The 16,641-nt window shown below is 69.4% G+C and carries 10 protein-coding genes; 3 read left to right on the top strand and 7 right to left on the bottom strand.

The features are described from left to right. Window positions 1-65: 65 nt before the first annotated feature. Both ABEB12_RS39560 and ABEB12_RS39565 read left to right on the top strand, forming a co-directional pair. Window positions 66-7,184, top strand: a complete 7,119-nt coding sequence (locus ABEB12_RS39560) for an HNH endonuclease signature motif containing protein (RefSeq protein WP_345703543.1) — start codon at window positions 66-68, stop codon at window positions 7,182-7,184. Between the two features lie 61 nt (window positions 7,185-7,245). Next, window positions 7,246-7,794: a LysM peptidoglycan-binding domain-containing protein gene (locus ABEB12_RS39565; RefSeq protein ID WP_185063275.1), complete on the top strand. Its 549-nt coding sequence runs from the start codon at window positions 7,246-7,248 to the stop codon at window positions 7,792-7,794. 62 nt (window positions 7,795-7,856) lie between these two features. Here ABEB12_RS39565 and ABEB12_RS39570 read toward each other — a convergent pair whose 3' ends face one another. The 7 genes from ABEB12_RS39570 to ABEB12_RS39600 all read right to left on the bottom strand — a co-directional run bounded on the left by ABEB12_RS39570 (window position 7,857) and on the right by ABEB12_RS39600 (window position 13,860). Then, entirely contained in the window at window positions 7,857-8,534 is a 678-nt protein-coding gene (locus ABEB12_RS39570) for a winged helix-turn-helix domain-containing protein (protein WP_185063274.1), read from the bottom strand. After that, window positions 8,535-9,347 (bottom strand): hypothetical protein, encoded by an 813-nt coding sequence (locus tag ABEB12_RS39575; protein ID WP_185063273.1) that lies wholly within the window; start codon window positions 9,345-9,347, stop codon window positions 8,535-8,537. After that, complete coding sequence (locus ABEB12_RS39580) at window positions 9,337-10,227, bottom strand: EamA family transporter (RefSeq protein WP_185063272.1); 891 nt, start codon at window positions 10,225-10,227, stop codon at window positions 9,337-9,339. Before ABEB12_RS39580 ends, ABEB12_RS39575 begins: the two co-directional genes overlap by 11 nt. After that, window positions 10,224-11,288, bottom strand: a complete 1,065-nt coding sequence (gene hppD, locus ABEB12_RS39585; protein ID WP_185063271.1) for a 4-hydroxyphenylpyruvate dioxygenase — start codon at window positions 11,286-11,288, stop codon at window positions 10,224-10,226. Before hppD ends, ABEB12_RS39580 begins: the two co-directional genes overlap by 4 nt. Window positions 11,289-11,800: 512 nt before the next feature. Next, on the bottom strand, window positions 11,801-12,535 hold the full coding sequence (locus ABEB12_RS39590; protein WP_185063270.1) for a winged helix-turn-helix domain-containing protein: 735 nt from the start codon (window positions 12,533-12,535) through the stop codon (window positions 11,801-11,803). A 60-nt stretch (window positions 12,536-12,595) separates the two neighbouring features. Further along, complete coding sequence (locus ABEB12_RS39595) at window positions 12,596-13,219, bottom strand: response regulator transcription factor (RefSeq protein ID WP_345703544.1); 624 nt, start codon at window positions 13,217-13,219, stop codon at window positions 12,596-12,598. 290 nt (window positions 13,220-13,509) lie between these two features. After that, window positions 13,510-13,860, bottom strand: a complete 351-nt coding sequence (locus tag ABEB12_RS39600) for a helix-turn-helix domain-containing protein (RefSeq protein WP_221498436.1) — start codon at window positions 13,858-13,860, stop codon at window positions 13,510-13,512. A gap of 436 nt (window positions 13,861-14,296) precedes the next feature. On the opposite strand from ABEB12_RS39600, the gene ABEB12_RS39605 reads away from it, so the two are divergent. Then, on the top strand, window positions 14,297-16,570 hold the full coding sequence (locus ABEB12_RS39605; RefSeq protein WP_345703545.1) for a helix-turn-helix transcriptional regulator: 2,274 nt from the start codon (window positions 14,297-14,299) through the stop codon (window positions 16,568-16,570). The last annotated feature ends 71 nt before the right edge of the window (window positions 16,571-16,641 follow it).

The following is a 16,641-nucleotide window of genomic DNA, read 5'->3' on the forward strand; positions in this document are numbered from 1 at the left end:
CCCTGGGCACACTCCTGCTCATCGACCCCGGTTTCGGGGCCGCCAGCACGGCCGTCGTCGCGCCGATGCCGGGTCGTCCGGGGACCGGCGAGCGGACCGCCCGGGCGTGGTCCGGACTGCTCCGGTGGTTCGGTCGGATCGCGGTGGTCGTGGGCACCGTGCTGGTGGGCATGCTGGCGATGGCCGGCCCGGCGTGGGCGGGGCCGGCGCTGGCCGAAGGCTTCATGTCCAGCGGGCACCTGGACTGGGCGCGCCTCATCGTCACCGTCACGGCCTCGGCACTGGCGCTGACCTGGGGAATCAGCTACCGCCTGCGCGGCCGCTCACCCCCGGACACCACCGAAGCCGAGTCGGCCCGGCGGCCCGGGTGGCTCCGGCGGGCGTGGGCGGCGGTCCGGGGGCTGTTGCGGCTGGACAAGCGGGTGGTCGTCGGGTTGGCCCTGTTCGGCGGGCTGTTCGTGGTCGGCACCCTGGGCGTGCCCGCCGCCACCTACCTGTCCGCGCCGTCCCCGCTGGCCATGACCGCCGCGATCCTGGGCGGCACGCTGACCGTGCTCGAGGCACTGACCGCACACACCATCCGCGTCGCCGAGGCCGCCGATCCGGTGCGCCAGCCGAGGGTTCCGGTACGCGTCGTGCTGGCGGCGATCGGCACCGCCGCGGTGGCCGGAGCGGCCGTGTTCGCCGTGTTCGGTTCACTGTTCGTGCCGATCAGCGCGGTCCTGGTCGCCGCAGCGGTCACCGAGGGGGCGCTGATCTGGGCCGGCCGGGCAGCGCTGGCCGGACCGGCGGCACCGCCCGCCACCCCCAGCCCCGAAACAACGAACACGACCCACGTCCCGGCGACGGTCGCGGGCACCCCGCTGGCCGCGCAATGGCCGCGGATCCGGGCGGCCCGCACCGCACGACACGCGCTGGCCGTGCTGTTCACCGCCACCGCCATCGCGTTCGGCCTCACCCTGAACCAACTGGTCGCGCAGGTGGAGACAGGCCTGCCGGCGCACGCCTTCGAGACCTGGGACCCGGAGACGTTCACCTACCAGATCGACTACCTCAAGCTGGTAATGGTGCTGGCCGGCAGCAGCCTGCTGCCCGGCGTCTTCAACTACGTGCGCACGGTCATGGCCACCATCGGGCCGAGCTTCCTGGCGCTGGGCGCGGAGCGGGTGTCCACACCGCGCCTGCTGTCGCGGCTCGGCGCCGGCATCGGGCTGGCCACCGTCGGGCTCGGTACCACGTTCGTGGCCATGACGGTCGGCTTCGGGAAGGTGTTCCTCGGCGCGCCGCTGATGACCGTGGCGATCGGCGCCACCGGCATGCTCGCCAACGCGATCGCCACCCGGCTCTACCAGACACACCGCAACCCCACCGGACGCGCGCTGTCCCGGCACGCCATCGGCGGCACCCTGATCGGCGCGGGCACGGTGGCGGTCGGCCTCGGTTCGCTGGCCGGCCTGCCGGCGCTCGGGCAGGCGGCCGGGGTGGTGATCGGTGGCCTGGTGATCGTCGTCGGTCTGACCACGATCGCGGACATGCCGCTGACGCTGCGCCACCCGCTGCGCGCCATGGCCCAGCTGGCCCGCGCGCTGCCCGGCATGCCGCTGCTGCTGGCGCGTCGGCTGCTGGACATCCCGGAGGTGGTGCGGGACGTGGTCACCCTGGTCAAGGTGTACGCGCGTTTCGCGCGGACCGAGGACGCGAGCTTCTCGCTCACCGAGGAGGAACTCGCCGACCGGGCGTTCCTGGCCGTCATCGAGTCCAGCCCGCGCTACGCCGTGCGCGGTGACCGGCTGGTGGACACGTACCGGATCTGGCGGGACTGGTCGTCGCTGACCGAGCTCCCGGACGACCTCACCGACCTGCAACGCCGCTCCGCGCGCGCCGCCATCGCGGCCGGACTCAGCCGTGGAGAAACCGCCCGACTGCTCGGCGTCAAACGACGGACCCTGCGCCGCTGGCTCCGCACGAACGAGAACGAGCACGGGGACGGTGGGCCGCTGGTCGCCGACATGCCCAACCGCCTGGCCCGGCTGCTGATGCTCCCGATCATCCGCCGGTTGCTGGCCGGCGCCCAGAAACTGTCCGCCGACGTGTTCCCCAACCTGGCCCGGGGTCCGCCGGAACTGGTCCGGCTGGTCCGGATCACCGACCAGGCGCCGCTGGGCGGGCGGCTGGTCGGCTTCGGCTGGCGCGCTCGCGGCGCGGCACCGGAGGACGGCCGCATCCTGGTCCCCCGGCACATCGCGGAACTGGTCGAGTGGCTGATCTCTGTCGACCCCGGGTTCGCCCAGTGGTGGGAAGACTTCCTGCGCCACGAGTGGGACCACATCAACGGCGCCAAGCACACCGGCCACGAGCACGATGCGCAGGCCGCCGAGCTGCTCCGCCGGCTGCACGAAGCCATCGCCCGGGCCGTCGCGAACGCCACCCGCGCGGACCTGGCCGAGACGCCCGACAGGCCGAACAGCCGGTCGCCCCCGTCCCGGTCGTGGTGGCGCGCCCTGTGGTCGTGGCTCGGGACCGTCGTGCTGGCCGTGCTCGGCTGGAACCTGGCCGCCCTCGGCGGCGCACCCGCCGCCCACGCCGCCGAACAGACCGCCACCAAGGTCGTACCGACGCAGGCCGGGGTCGCGCTCGCCTCGGCCGGCGCCGCCGCCGACGGGGCGACGCTGCTGGTCGCGGCGGTGGCCGCCGTGGTGATCACCGCGATAGCCGAGAAGGTGTGGAAGGCCCTGGTCCAGGCCAGCGAACGCGCAACGGCGGCGATCCAGGCCCGACTGGCATGGCTGCAAGCCCGAGCCGGCCGCATGGTCGCCGGGGTCTTCACCGGATTCGGGCTGGCCGCACTGGCCGACCACTGGTTGGCGGCCGAACCGCTCGTGTGGGCCGGCGTGGTGCTGGCGATCGGCGACCTGATCCTGCGCGTGATGCCGAACGCGATACTGCGCGACCTCGGCAAGGACTGGACCAAGGCCAACCCACCCGTTCGGCTGTTCGGCGCGGGCCTCGCATTCGGCGCCTTCTGGTGGCTACACGCGATGGTCCCCACCACCACCCTCGTATGGGCACTCACCCTGCCCGTAGCCGCGGTCGCCACCCTCGCCGGCGGCATCACCGCCCTGGTCCACTGGCGCCACGACATCGGCACCGCACTCCACAAAGTACTGACGACGCTGGTCAGGAACCTGAATGTCGCATATTTCCACGCAGAGCCAAAGCTGCGTGAAGCGATCCGCACGGCACTCTCCTCCCCCACCGCCCGCACCGTGCGCCGCTGGTTCCCCGCCGACCGGGTGGCGCTGCTGGCCGGCGGATTCGTCGGCGTCGGACTGGTAATGGCGATCGGGCACGCGTTCGTCGTGCTGGCCATCGGGGCGCTGCTGGTCGCGGTCGCCGCTCTGATCAACGCGGTCGGGCAGAACGCCGGTTGGCAGGGCGGCTGGTCACAGCGCGGGCCACCGCTGATTACCCGGCTCGGCGTCGGAGTGCTGCTCGGCGCGGCCGTCGCCGCGCTGCTGCTCGGCGGACCCGCCTACGCGGCAACTCGGGACGCCCCGCACGGGCCGGTCGACCCCACAGGCGGCCTGATTGCGCTGTTCGCCATGGTCGGGTTGGTCGTAGCGGCGCGCGCGGGGCACTGGATCTACGGGCGCATCTGGCGCCGCGCGGAGGTCGCCCGGCTGATCAAGCTGAACGAGCGCGGCTGGGTGCACGCCGTGCGCCGCGCCCGCTGGTACTACAACCTCGAACCCGAGGACTACGAGGACGAACTGGCCGACGCCGAATGGACCGGCGTCCGCGCCCACCCGATGGGCACCCCCGAAGCGGCCAAGATCCTGGCCGAACACAAGATCGTGCTGTGGGTGCTGCGCCTCGACGGCACCCTCTGGGTCGTCCCCGCCTTCGGCGAACGCCGCGGCACCGACCTGCGGATCAAACACACCATTGTCTCCGAGGGTGGGGCGGTGGTCGCCGCCGGCATGGTCCGGGTGCGCAACGGCCGGGGCATCCGGATCAACAACTGGAGCGGGCACTACCACCGCGACCTCAGAAACCGACCCGACCCCACCTCCCGCGCCCTCGGCCGAGCGGCGTTCGCCCGCCACGGCATCACCTTCCGCAGCCCCCTGCACCGGCTGGTGCACCGGGGCCACGACGGGGCGCTGGCCTGGTTCCTGGCCAAGGGCTGGGAGGACGCCATCCGGACCGCCCTGCGGGCGGTGCCGGTGGTGCTGCTGGTGGACCCGGTGGAGTACAGCTGGTCGCGACGCGGGCCGCCGCCGAACGTGGCGCTGGTGTCGGCCGTCGACCTGGCCCGGCTGCTGGACACCGAGCTGGGCGAAGGCCTCGGCGCGCAGGTGACGGCCCACCTGATCGCCTACACCATCGGTAACCGGATCTACGTGGTGGACGCCTGGTGGAGCCGGCTCAGCGCCGAGCAGCGGGCACTGGTCATCGCCCACGAGTACGACGCACACGTCGCCGGCGCGATCACCGACCACGAACGGCACGCCCGCGAGACCCTGCGCGACGCGGAGCTGAACCCGGCCGACATCCAGACCGTGTTCGAGGCGGTGACCGAAGCGGTCCGGGAGTCGGCGCTGTGGGTGAACGAGCCGACGGCGGACTTCGACTGGCGCGCCGACCCGTTGCGCGTCGACCTCAACGGACCGCTCGAGATCAGCCTCAGCGCCCCGACCGACCACGGCTACGACCGGCTCTACCCAAGCCCGCACACCATCGACGGCGAGGCCCAGGAGCTGCTGGGCAGCTCGCAGTGCTTCGCGCTGGCCGCCGCGCTGCACGAACTGACCGGCTGGCGGATCGTGGTCTTCGACATCTTCGTGGACGGCGCCTGGTGGCCGGCGCACGGCGCGGTGCTCACCCCGGACGGCCACGTACTGGACATCTTCGGCCGGGCCACCCTCGCCGCCACCGAACAGAAGTACCGCGAGATCAACGACGCCGAGGTCCGGCACCGGATCGTCGCCGTGCACGACATGCCCGGTGACGTGTGGGAGGAGATCGCGCACCTGCACGGCGACCCGCTGTGGTGGGCGGCGGAGAACACCATCGAGATGGTCGCTCTGTACAGCCACTTCGCGCGGCTCCTCGTCCAGGAGAACGGCCACGCGGAAGCCGTCGAGTTCGGGGCCGGTCGACCCACCGCGTTCGACGAGAGCACCCCGACCCGCGGCCCTCCGCTCTGGCAGCGGTTCGGCGGGTTCTTCCAGCGGCTGATCACCGCCACCACGACCGCCGTGCTCGGCATGGTCGCACTGGCCACACCGGCGATGGCCGACACCGGGACCCAGCCGCCGGCGGGGACGTCCACCGGCCCGGTACTCCTCGGCGTCGGCGCCGCCATCGGGCTGGCCGCCCTGGCCCACCGGATCTGGCGACACGCGCCCACCGCCGTGACCCTGCTCGGCGTAGCGGTCGCCGCCATCACCGGTGTGCACATCGCCGGCATCGGCCAGCTCACCCCGGTCAGCAACACCGTCAGCGGCTACGTCGCCGCGCCCGGCGGCTTCACTTTCCTCGCCGTCGGCATGGTCGCCATGGCCGCCGCCGTCGAGTTCATCCGCCTCGTCGTACGCGCGGACACCTTCACCCGGGTCCTGCTGCGGCTGTCCAGCATCGCCCTGGTCCTCGTCGCGGTCTTTCCCACCGTCCCCGACGACCTGGCCGCGTTCTCCTCGCGGATGCACCAGGTGGCGGCCGGCGTGCTGTTCATTGTCCTGCCCTGGGCCGCAGTCCGGCTGGCTCGCGCGGTGCCGGGAACGCGGGCCATGCGCGTCCTGGCCTGGGCGTTCGCCGGCACCGCAGCCGCCACCATCGTCCGCTCCCTGCTCACCACGATCGAGGCCGTCGACCTGCCGGAGGCGCTGTCCCTCGGCGTCGTCGAACGCGTCGCGCTCGCCATCGGTGTGGTCACGGTCGGTCTCATCGCCCGGCCGCTGCCGAGGGGTTCCCCGGTCCGACAGGTGCCGTTCGGCGGCCGCAAGCCGCACGGCTCGTCGCTGACCGCGCGGCAGATCGCCGCCGAGCTGCGTGGTGAGCGGCTGCCGCTGGGGTTGCGCCAGATCGTCGCGTCCCAGGCCCGGCAGGTGGCCGAGCTGCCCTCGGGGTTCCGGCACCAGGCGTGGTACCTGCGCCGCTGGCCGCTGGCGTTGGCCGAGCTGCTCGAGGGTCGGCGCGACGGGCCGGTGCTCACCGAGCTGGCCGACCGGGCGGAGCGGGTGCTCGGCTACCGCCCCGAACTGCCGGACGTGCGGTTCCACATGCTCGAGGCCCCGATCCCCGACCCGTCCATCGGGCTGGCCGCCGACGCGGGCTACCGCCGTTCCAGGGACGTGCTACGGATCTACGCAAGCTGGCCGGACTCCGCCGCTGGCGTAGCCGGCGCGCCGGGTCGGGCGGCCAGTTTGGCGCCCGACGGGTACGCAGCCGGGGCACTGCACGAGCTCGTCGAGGCCGAGCTGGCCCGCTGGGCCGGGCTGGGCCGCCACCAGGCGCACACCGTCGCGGTCCTGGCCGAGCGGGCACTGGTCACCCAGCGACACCGACCCCGTTCCTGGCTGACCCGCCGCGCGATCGCCGAACTGAACCATCTGGCCGCACACCACCGCGACGTCCTGCTCGCGCAGACCGCCGCCTACCCCGGCCAGCTGGTCCACCTGGAGCAGCTGTTCGCCGACCAACCCGGCTGGGGCGCGCTCGCGGCCCGCTACGCCGAGCGCTATCACCACGCCGCCACGGTCCGCGCCCGTCAGCTGCCGAGACGCTGGGCCGCCCCTCGCGGCCCACCACCGACCCGCCGGCTCAGCCGACCGGTGATCAAGCTCGGCAGCGCCGGTGGGCTCACGGCCGGCGAGCCTTTCCCTGCCCAGATCGTTCACGCGGCCAAAGCCGACGATCCCACCGCGACCTGCGTGTTCTGCGGCCGGCCGGGCACCGGCACCCAGGTCGACCACGTTATCCCCCGGGCACGCGGGGGAAACGCCACGCTGCCCAATGCCCAACTGGCCTGCCCGCACTGCAACCAGTCCAAGGGCGACCAAGACTACCCACTGCACGCCCCGCCGGGCCACCTCGGCGCCTGGCCGCCGGCGCACTGGCCGGCCCGCGCCATCGGCGGACACCACGTCACCGAGCCGACCGAGCCGGACAAGCCCCCGTAGCCGGCGCGCGCCCACATCCCCGAAGACACCCAAAACAACCACCAAATCCAAGGAGAAAATCGTGAATATCGTCCTGAACAAGACCTTCGGCGCCGTCCTGGCCGTACGGAGGTTCCTGGACCGCAACTTCGTCCGGATCCTCAAGTACGGCGCCCTCGGCCTCCTGGTGGCCCTGCTGGTGATCGGCCAGGTCAACTCCATGACCTACACCGACACCAGCGCCGCAGCCGCCCGCCCGAGCACGAACGCCACCGCGCCCAAAGCCCCAGCGGCACCGGCGCCGGCGGCGGCAGCGCCTGCTTCGGGCGGGTCCGCCACCTACCAGGTGGCGGCCGGGGACACCCTGGCCGGCGTCGCGATGCGCCACCGCGTCGGGTACCGGCAGATCGCCGCAGCCAACGGCATCACCGATCCGAACCGGATCACCCCAGGACAGCGGCTGGCCATCCCGCCGGCCGCCCCCGGGACGGTGCTGATCGCCCCCGGCGACACCCTCACCGCGCACGCCGCACGCGCCAGGCTCACCGTGGCCCAGGTGCGGGCGCTCAACCCGCAGGTCCACGACCCGGACCTGATCATGGCCGGCGACCAGCTGCGGCTGCGGCCGTAAGTTAGGCAGGTTGTGCGGGGCGCGCGCTGGGGGTCGAACCTCAGCCGCGCCCCGCGCCCCCCTCATGTCTTCTCGGCGGTTGGTTTCCGTAGGCAGAACCCGAGCCCGCGCACGGTATGGATCAAAGGCGGTTGAACCCGGTTGACCTTGCGACGAAGCCTGCCTATGCACATGTCCGCCGCTCGGTCGTCGCCGGCATAGTCATAGGGCCACACGTGTTCCAAGATCTGCATCCGGGTGAGTACCTGGCCAGCGTTGTACATCAGGTAACGCAGCAAACTGAACTCCGTGGGAGTCAGCTCAATGGTTTGACCAGCTCGACGCACGTCACGCGTATCCTCAACCAATTCCAGATCGGCACATCGCAGCACAGCGGTCGCGCCGGTCGTGTCAGTGCTGTGCACGTGACGCAGGACGGTGCGCACCGTGGCAATCAGCTCCACCGAGCTGAATGGTTTGGCGAGATATTCACCGCCGCCGAGCGTCAAGCCCGGCAACATGCTTTGAAACTGATCCCCGGGGGTGACGAAAACAGCCGGAACGCGGCGGCGTTGCCCACGCACCGACCTGGTGATCTCGAATCCGTCCTGCACCACGATGCCGGGCGCCCATTGCTCGGCCGCCTCGATCGCGTCGGCGCCCGAACCAGCCGTTCGTATCCGATGGCCGGAGCCGCGCAGCGCAGCGCCCAGAAACGCCACCATGCGCGGGTCCTCGCCAACGACCAGTACTCGAACCATTTAACACACGGCCTGTCCACCGAGCGTCGCCGTCGCACGTTGGTGGTTGGCTCGGTATGACGCAATTAGTCTCGTGTACGCAGCATAGGTGGGGTCCTGAGGTCGGTGCGCCGCCAGCCAGGCAAGGCTTCTGGACACCTCCAGATATATCTGGTTCACCGGGTCCGACGCTTGGTCGACCGATACCGCCGCCGCCCTGTCGCAATATCCGAGCATTTTGGACTCATGGATGTCACCGCCATCGGTGCGTGGCCGCGCCGGGTACCGTGCACCGTTTCCCTGAAAGTTCCACTCCACCCGAATCAAATTGGGAAGGAAGCGTTCCCAAATGATTTGAGCAGAGCTTTTCGCGGGATCATCTTGGTCTCGATACGGCGCGAGACCCTCATCGATTTGACGCATCTCCGCGGGGGTGAAGCTTGACATCTCCGTCGTGCCGCCCACCAGGACCATTCGGTCGGCCAGACGCGCGGAGCTTGGCACATGTCTGGAGTCCTCGGCGTAGACGGACACAAGGAGGTCCCACAACGTCAGCCACCAGAACTCGAACTGGGCGGCAACTTGTTGCCTGTTGGAAATCGCCAGGTGACCGCGCGGCAGCCGACGGCTCCTGATACGCGGCACGAGCTCGTCCCGAACAGCCGGATCGATTGACACGCCTTGTTCTCTAAGAATGCGGGCATAGCTTTCAATGAAATGTATTTGAAGTCTCTGGTCGCCCTGGGCGTGCCGAAACGACTCGTAGAGCAGAGTTTGAACTGTTCTTCGGAAGTCTGCGCCGGCCCGCCGGCCGGAAGGCTGGCTAGTGCGCATCGGACCTCCGGTTCGGTGACGGACTCCCGATCAGTTGGGCGCCGAGAACCAGGGTCATGCCCATGAGCTGCGCCGAGGTGAGCGCCTCACCGGCAAGGATCCAGCCCAGTAGCGCGGCCACCAGTGGACTAAGCAGGGCCGACCGGGACACCGCGGCCGGTGGCACGCCGTCGTGCAGTCCCCCGAAAAACAGCGCGAACGCGGCGGCCGTGGCGGCCATCGCCAACCAGGTCGCGGCCAGCAGCTGCCCCGGTGACATGGCCGGCGGAAGGCCTTCGGCCACACACGCCAGCGGTATCAGCGTGACCCCACCGGCCAACATCTGCCAGGAGGTGGCGGCGAGGTGGTGCACCCCGGGTGGGGTGGCCCACCGCCGAGTCAGCAGCATCCCGACGGCGGCCGAGCCGGCCAGCACCAACGCGGCACCGACCCCTACCGGGTCCAACTGGTTTCCCGCGCGCGCCACCAACAGCGCCACCCCGAACACACCCAGCGCCGCCGCACCCACCTGCCGCGTCTCGATGCGCTCGCCGAACAGCCCGACCAGCAGCGGCACCAGGAGCGCCTGGCCGGCGGTGATGGTCGCCACCACCGCGCCGGGCAGCCGGTGCGCGGCAAGGGCCTGCAACGCGAAGAACGCGCCGAAGTTCAGCACGCCCAACCCCAGCGAACGTGTCCACCAGTGCCCCCGGGGCAGCGCCGGGCGCAGCGCCAGCAGCGCGAGGCCGGCGGGGAGCACCCGTTCCACCGCGTTCCACAACGGGGTGACCGACAGTTGCTGGGTGGCCAGGAACGCGGTACCCAGGAGGCAGGGACCCAGCGCGCAGCTCAGGGCCGCGTGCCGCCGCTGCCCGGGTGCCGCACTGGTTTCGGTCGTCACGAGACGGACCGAACGTCGGAGTCCTGGTCCAGCTCGCGCTGCTTGGCCTCGAACAGCGCCTTGACGTTGTTGGCACCGAAGGTGGTGGCTCCATCACGCTCGACGATCTCTGTGAAGTACGTGCCTCGAGGGTGGCCCGACTGGGCGAAGATCTGGTAGAGGTCGCCGTTGTGGTCCCTGTCGGCCAGTACCCCGAGGCGTCGCAGCCGGAGCAGCTCGTGCCGTGTGCGGGCGAGCCGATTCGGCAGCTCCGCGTAGTAGGCCGCCGGGGTGTGCCCGAACTTCACACCCCGGGCCGCAAGCGCACCAACCGTGGCCACGATGTCGTTCGTGCGCAACGCCATGTGTTGCACACCCGCCCCGCCGTGCCGGCCTAGGAAGTAGTCGATCTGTCCCGGTTGCGCCCCGGCCGGTTCGATCAAGGTGAACACCGCCCCGCGGTCCCGGCTGGCCACCACCACCGAATCCATCGCCTGCGCGCCCACCTCGATGCGCTCGGCGAAGATGCGCTCGAACCCCCACGCGAGCTGGTAATGGGCGGCCACCCGGGCCAGTTCACCGGGTGGCACACAGATCGCGAAGTGGTCGATCTCCTGTAGTCCCAGTTCGGCGTGCACCGGTCCGCGCGGCACCGAGCCGATACCGGGCAGGAACACGGTCGGCGTGTCCGGCGGTTGCTCGACCAGGGTGTGCACCACGTCACCCACGCCGCCCACCGCGGCCATCCACACCGGCCGGAACCGGCGCGGCGGTTCGATCACACGCGCGCCACCGGCCACCGCCCGGGCGTACACCGAGCGCAGGTCCGTGCAGCTGAAGCCGATCCGCGCCAACCCATCCCCGTGTGCGTCCAGGAAGTCCCGGCCCGGCCCCGCCGCGCCCGGCTCGGTCAACGCCACCACGATCGAGCCCTGGCCCAACACCACCGACCGAGCCGCCGTCCCACCGGACGGCTCGGCCAAGAGCTCGACGAATCCGTACGCCGCTGTCAGCTCCTCGGCCGTCGCGCACAGGTCTTCGACATAGAACTGGACATGGTCACACCTGATCGCACCATTCATGGCGAGCCCCTCGGATCTTGATGGGACCTTGATTTAGCCCTCGCCGGCCTGGGCTGGCTATCCACATAGCGCACGCTCTATCCAGTGAGATCATCATTAGTAGCCCTGGACCCAGGCGGTGCACACAACCTGTTGGCCACCGAGCTGCTTCGGGAACCACGAGCACCCTCTATAGCGAGCGCCGCGCGGACCCGGCGTGTACTGCGCGAGGCCGTTCCCGTGGGCTAGGTGGTTGGCTCGATCACTATCAATCCACACATTTTCGGTTGTTCCGACGGGCCTGCCTGCCTTCACCACCGTCGGATACGCGGTGACGGTGATGAAATCGTTCCCCAAGTAGGTCCGGCAAAAGCGGTATCCGTTTTGCTGGGGGCACCCGTTGTCGGCAAGGGCACTGGGCGCACCAACCACACTAAGTGCTAGCAGAGCAAAGGTCGTACTGAGTATCACGCATATCCCGCGTCCTGGCTGACGTTCCGAGCCGCCCATCAGTTCCCTTTCCCGTTCGTGTGTCATACGTGAGCCTCACTGACGCGGCTGTGCCCAAGGCGGTATCCGCAGCCGCGAACCGTGAGCAGCAGGTTGGGCCGCGCGAGTTTGCCGCGTATGGTCGCGATATGCACGTCCAAATTCCTGGACACAGCCGTACTGGCTCGGCCCCACACCGCGCACATGATTTCTTCGCGCCCCACGACCTTGCCCGTGTTGCGGGCTAGTACCGCCACGATCTCGGACTCCCTCGGCGTCAAATGGATCAGCTTTTCCCTGGTTGCCACCACACGCGCCGCAACATGAATCTCGATGTCTCCCACACTCAGGACTTCGTCCAATGGGTCGGTTGCCACCCGACGACATAACGCATTTACCCGAGCGATCAGCTCTCGCGGCCGCATGGGCTCCACCATGTAGTCGTCCGCTCCGCGTTGAAGAGCCTCGACAACAGCATCGGCGTCCGTTCGCCTGGAATAAGCCAAGATGGGCACGGAACTTGACGACCGAAGCTCAGCCAGGAAACTGTAGCCGTCTACATCAGGAATTCCCAGGTCGAGAAGCACGATATCGGCTGTGGAGTTTCTGGCCAGCACCGCGCATGAAGCGCGACAGATAACCACCTGGTAGCCACTCGAGTCGAGGGCGGCTAGAACACTGCTGGTGGTCGGCTCACCGTGCCCGACCACAATTGCACGCTTCCGCAGCGACGGCTGTTTGCTCACATCAGTGGTCACCACTTCAGTAACTGCACTCACTATTACACCCCCAAGACTCGTCCCGAATTGACCGAGCAACCCCTTATGCGCGCGGCAACTTCAGGCTGTAGCCGACCCCACGCACGGTATGGATGAGCCGCGAGCCTGTCCGATCCAATTCCGTCGAAGTTTGAGTACGTAGGCGTCGACGAGCTGTTCATTACCCGTGAAGTCGTACGGCCAGACGTGATCCAGGATTTGCGCCCTGGTCAGCACCTTGTCCGCGTTGTGCATCAAGTAGCGGAGCAGCCTGAATTCAGTGAGCGAGAGCACGATCGGTTTACCGGCCCGAAGTACGTCGTAACTGTCCTCGTGAAGCTCGAGGTCCGCGAACCTCAGCACGCCGTCATCCCGCTGATCGGCGGATTCAGGACGAGCGCGACGCAGCACGGCGCGCGCACTGGCGATCAGTTCGTCGGGACTGAATGGTTTGGCGAGGTAACTCCCCCCGCCCACGGTCAGGCCGGGCAGCTCGCGGCTCAGTCGGTCTCCCGGAGACAGGAAGACCGCGGGAACGACATGCCGACGTCCGCGCACGTAACGCGCCACCGTGAAGCCATCTTGAACCATGAACGTCGGCGCCCATGCCGCGGCCGAGGCGGCGGCGTCGTCGCCGGCGTCGGCGATGCGCACCTCATACCCGGCAAGCCGCAGCACCGCACGCATGGCCTCGTCGTCGCTCACGACCAGGACGCGAACCGCCTCGGTCGCGCTCTGCTGGTGCCACTCGGTATCTCGCTGAACCATCGGAGCGGCCGTCACGGTTCCGCCCTCGCGAGGCCGCGCACGACCGGTACAGCATGCAACGAATTGATCATCGGCCTTCACTCCTAGGGCACGTCGAAAAGACGTCTGAACACCTAGGAACGGCCAAACCTTCTGACGGGTCCCGTGCGATAACTCCGGTACCACAATTTACCACTGGCACCCTTACATTGGTAAAGCCTCCTCTCGTCACGAATCCGGGGTTTCAGTCACGACCGCAGCGTGATGGAGGGGGCGACCCCCCAGCGCTCGCGGTACGACGCGGAGAAGCGGCCAAGGTGCCAGAACCCCCAGCCCGTCGCCACGGCCGACACCGTCGTCGTGGTCGGGTCGGCGGCCACGAGTTCGGCGTGCGCGCCGGCCAACCGTGCCTCACGCAACCGGGACAGCGGGGTGGTTCCGAAGTGACGCCTGAAGCCCACTTGGAGACCGCGCACCGAGAGCCCCACCGCTTCGGCGATGTCCGTCACCGTCAGCGGCTCGCGCGCATGCTTGACGATCAGGGCCTCGGCCCTGCGGATGGGGCGCGGCGGCACGTTGACCGTGTCGGCCCGGTGCACAGCGGTGATCCACTGGGCCAGCAGCTGCCCGCTGTGGATAACGGCGGGTCCGGCTTGGCCATGTGCTAATCGCGACCGTGACATGTGCGCGCGCTCCGTGTCGATGGCTGTTTCGGCGGACAGCGAATTCTGAGAATTCTCAAGTTTCGGTATGGCGCACGCGCGAATATCAATCGCCTATGAATCAGTTAGTGGTGGCTGGTCAAGGGATTCTTGGGCTGGAGGTCATCTGCTGCCCGACATGGTTGAGCACGCAGCGCCTGTGCCGCATCCGCCGAGATGCGTAGATCGGTACGTAGCTGGCTAGGGTTCGCCTGTGTCGGCAAGGCGGACGGGTCTTAGCTCGGTGGGCAATCTGCCCGCCGAGGTAACTGATTTCATCGGCCGCGCGGGTCAAATCAAGCAAGCCCGGACAGTGCTGGCGGAGTCCCGTTTGGTGACGATGACCGGCGTGGGCGGAGTGGGAAAAACCCGGTTCGCGTTGCGCCTGGCCACCGAGGTGTCCCACGTGTTCTCCGATGGGGTGTGGTTGGTCGAGTTGGCGAACCTGCCGGCCACCGCGGACTCGTCGTTGCTCGAGCAAACGGTCGCCGAGGCATTCGACCTCAGTGACTTCTCGGCGCAGCGACCGCGGCGGGCACTGGCCGACTACCTGGCCGATCGGCACTGCCTTCTGGTGTTGGACAACTGCGAGCACCTCGCCGAGGAAGCCACGGCGCTGGTGACCTACCTGCTGCGCGCCGCACCAGACCTGCACGTACTGGTCACGAGCCGCAAGCTGCTCGGATGCGCCGGTGAGCACATGATCTCGGTGCCGCCGCTGAGCGTCCCGGACAGCTCCGCGCCCCCCGGTGGTGAGGCGCTGGAGCTGTTAGGGCAACGCGCCGCGGCGCTCGGTGTCCCGGTGACGCCGGCCAGCCTCGACTCGGCCATGGAGATCTGCCGCCGACTGGACGGATTGCCGCTGGCCATCGAGCTCGCGGCCGGACGAATGCACACCCTGTCGGTCGCGGAGGTGCTGGAACGGCTGGAGGACCGGTTCCGGTTGCTGACCGGGGGCGTCCGGCCGGGGCAGCCCGCGCACCAGACGCTGCGGCAGGTCGTCGAGTGGAGCCACCACCTGTGCAGCGAGCAGGAGCAGCTGCTCTGGGAGCGCAGTTCCGTGTTCGCCGGCGGGTTCGACCTGGCCGCGGCGGAGGAGGTATGTGCCGGCGCGGGCATCGCCGCCGAGGACGTGCTCGACCTGCTCACCGGGTTGGTGCGGCAGTCGTTGCTCGTCGTCGAGCGCCGAAGCGAGCGCACCCGCTATCGGTTCCTGGAGACATTGCGCGAGTACGGGGCTCAGCTGCTCGAACGGCGCGGCCAGGAATCCACGTTCCGGGTGCGCCACCGCGACTACTACCAGCGCTTGGCGGCCGAGGCCGCCGACGACTGGTTCAGCCCGCGAGAGGTGCACTGGCTGCAGTGGGCACGCACCGAGATGCCGAACCTGCGCGCGGCCATGGAGTACGGCCTCTCCCACGCCGAACCGACGCGGAGCCTGGAGATAGCGATCAACCTGACCCGGTTGCGGACCTGGTTCTTCGTCGGATGGCCCGGCGAGGGACGCGCCTGGTTGGACCGCGTTCTGCGGCATGCCCGAGGACAGCTCGAGGATGACCATGCGGCCGCGACACTGCGGTTGACCGCGACGGCCTTCGCCGGGTGGCTCACGCTGTGCCAGGGCGATCCCCGAGCCGCCAAGGAGTACCTGGTGGCGATTCGTTCCGCGCCCGGGCGGGAAGACGTACATGGCGCGGTCGGGTTGTTCGAGTCGGCGTATGCCCTGTTGGTGGAGTCCGACGAGCGATCGGTCGAGATGTTCGCCCGGGTTCTGGACGACTTGCGATCGGCGGGTGTCTCCGCCGCGGACCGGGCCATGGTCGAGACGATGCGGTCGATCGCGGCCAGCTTTTTCGCCGACCGCGAGGTCGCGCTGGCCGTGTCCAACCGGCACCTGGAAAACTCGCTCCAACAGCAGGTGGTGTGGCAGATCTCCTGGGCGAAGTGGGCAGTGAGCCTCGCCCGGTCGCGGCACGCCGATCACCGCGGTGGGCTGCGGTTGGCCCGCGAGTCATTGCGCGCCCAGCGCGACATCGGCGACCAGTGGGGGACGGTATGGGGCACGCACGTCGTGGCGTGGGTGCTGGCCACCGAGTTGCGTGCCCGGTCGGACCAGGGCGAAACACCGGACACCGGCCACGTGGAGAAGATCGCCCGGATCCTTGGTGGCGCGTACCGCCTGCGACAGTGGACCGGGGTCGAGCTGACCGGGCTGGGTCCCTTCCGCACCGCGACCGTCGAAGCCGAGCAACTCGCCCAGGATCTGCTGGGCGAACGGGCGTACCTGCGCGCCTTCGAGCAGGGCAAGTTCACCGGGCTACCGCGCGCGGAGGCGTACCACCGGGTCCTCGAGCTGACCCTGGACGAGGGTCCGCACGCGCCCACGCCGAGCACACCGCCGGCGGGTACGCCGGAACGGCTGACGGAGCGCGAGGAGCAGATTGCCGCGCTGATCGCGCGAGGAGGTACCAACGCCCAAATCGCCCAGCGGTTGGTGATCTCGATCCGCACCGTGCAAACGCACGTCGGAAACATTCTGCGTAAGTGCGGCCTGCACAATCGACAAGAACTGGTCGCCTGGTACCTCCGGGAGCACCCAGAGCCCTAGCCGTCTAGGCGTCGCCCCCACGCTCACGTTTTGTACGCCGCGCACCGGTTTCAGCGGGTGCGCGGCGTACA

It is taken from the genome of Actinospineispora eucalypti (assembly GCF_039543365.1).
Taxonomy (GTDB): Bacteria; Actinomycetota; Actinomycetes; order Mycobacteriales; family Pseudonocardiaceae; genus Pseudonocardia; species Pseudonocardia eucalypti.

Excerpts from the sequence above, each read along its gene's own strand:
- ABEB12_RS39560 (WP_345703543.1), top strand. The coding sequence starts at position 66 with ATGCCGGGTCGTCCGGGGACCGGCGAGCGGACCGCCCGGGCGTGGTCC.
- ABEB12_RS39570 (WP_185063274.1), bottom strand. The coding sequence starts at position 8,534 with ATGGTTCGAGTACTGGTCGTTGGCGAGGACCCGCGCATGGTGGCGTTT.
- ABEB12_RS39575 (WP_185063273.1), bottom strand. The coding sequence starts at position 9,347 with ATGCGCACTAGCCAGCCTTCCGGCCGGCGGGCCGGCGCAGACTTCCGA.
- hppD (WP_185063271.1), bottom strand. The coding sequence starts at position 11,288 with ATGAATGGTGCGATCAGGTGTGACCATGTCCAGTTCTATGTCGAAGAC.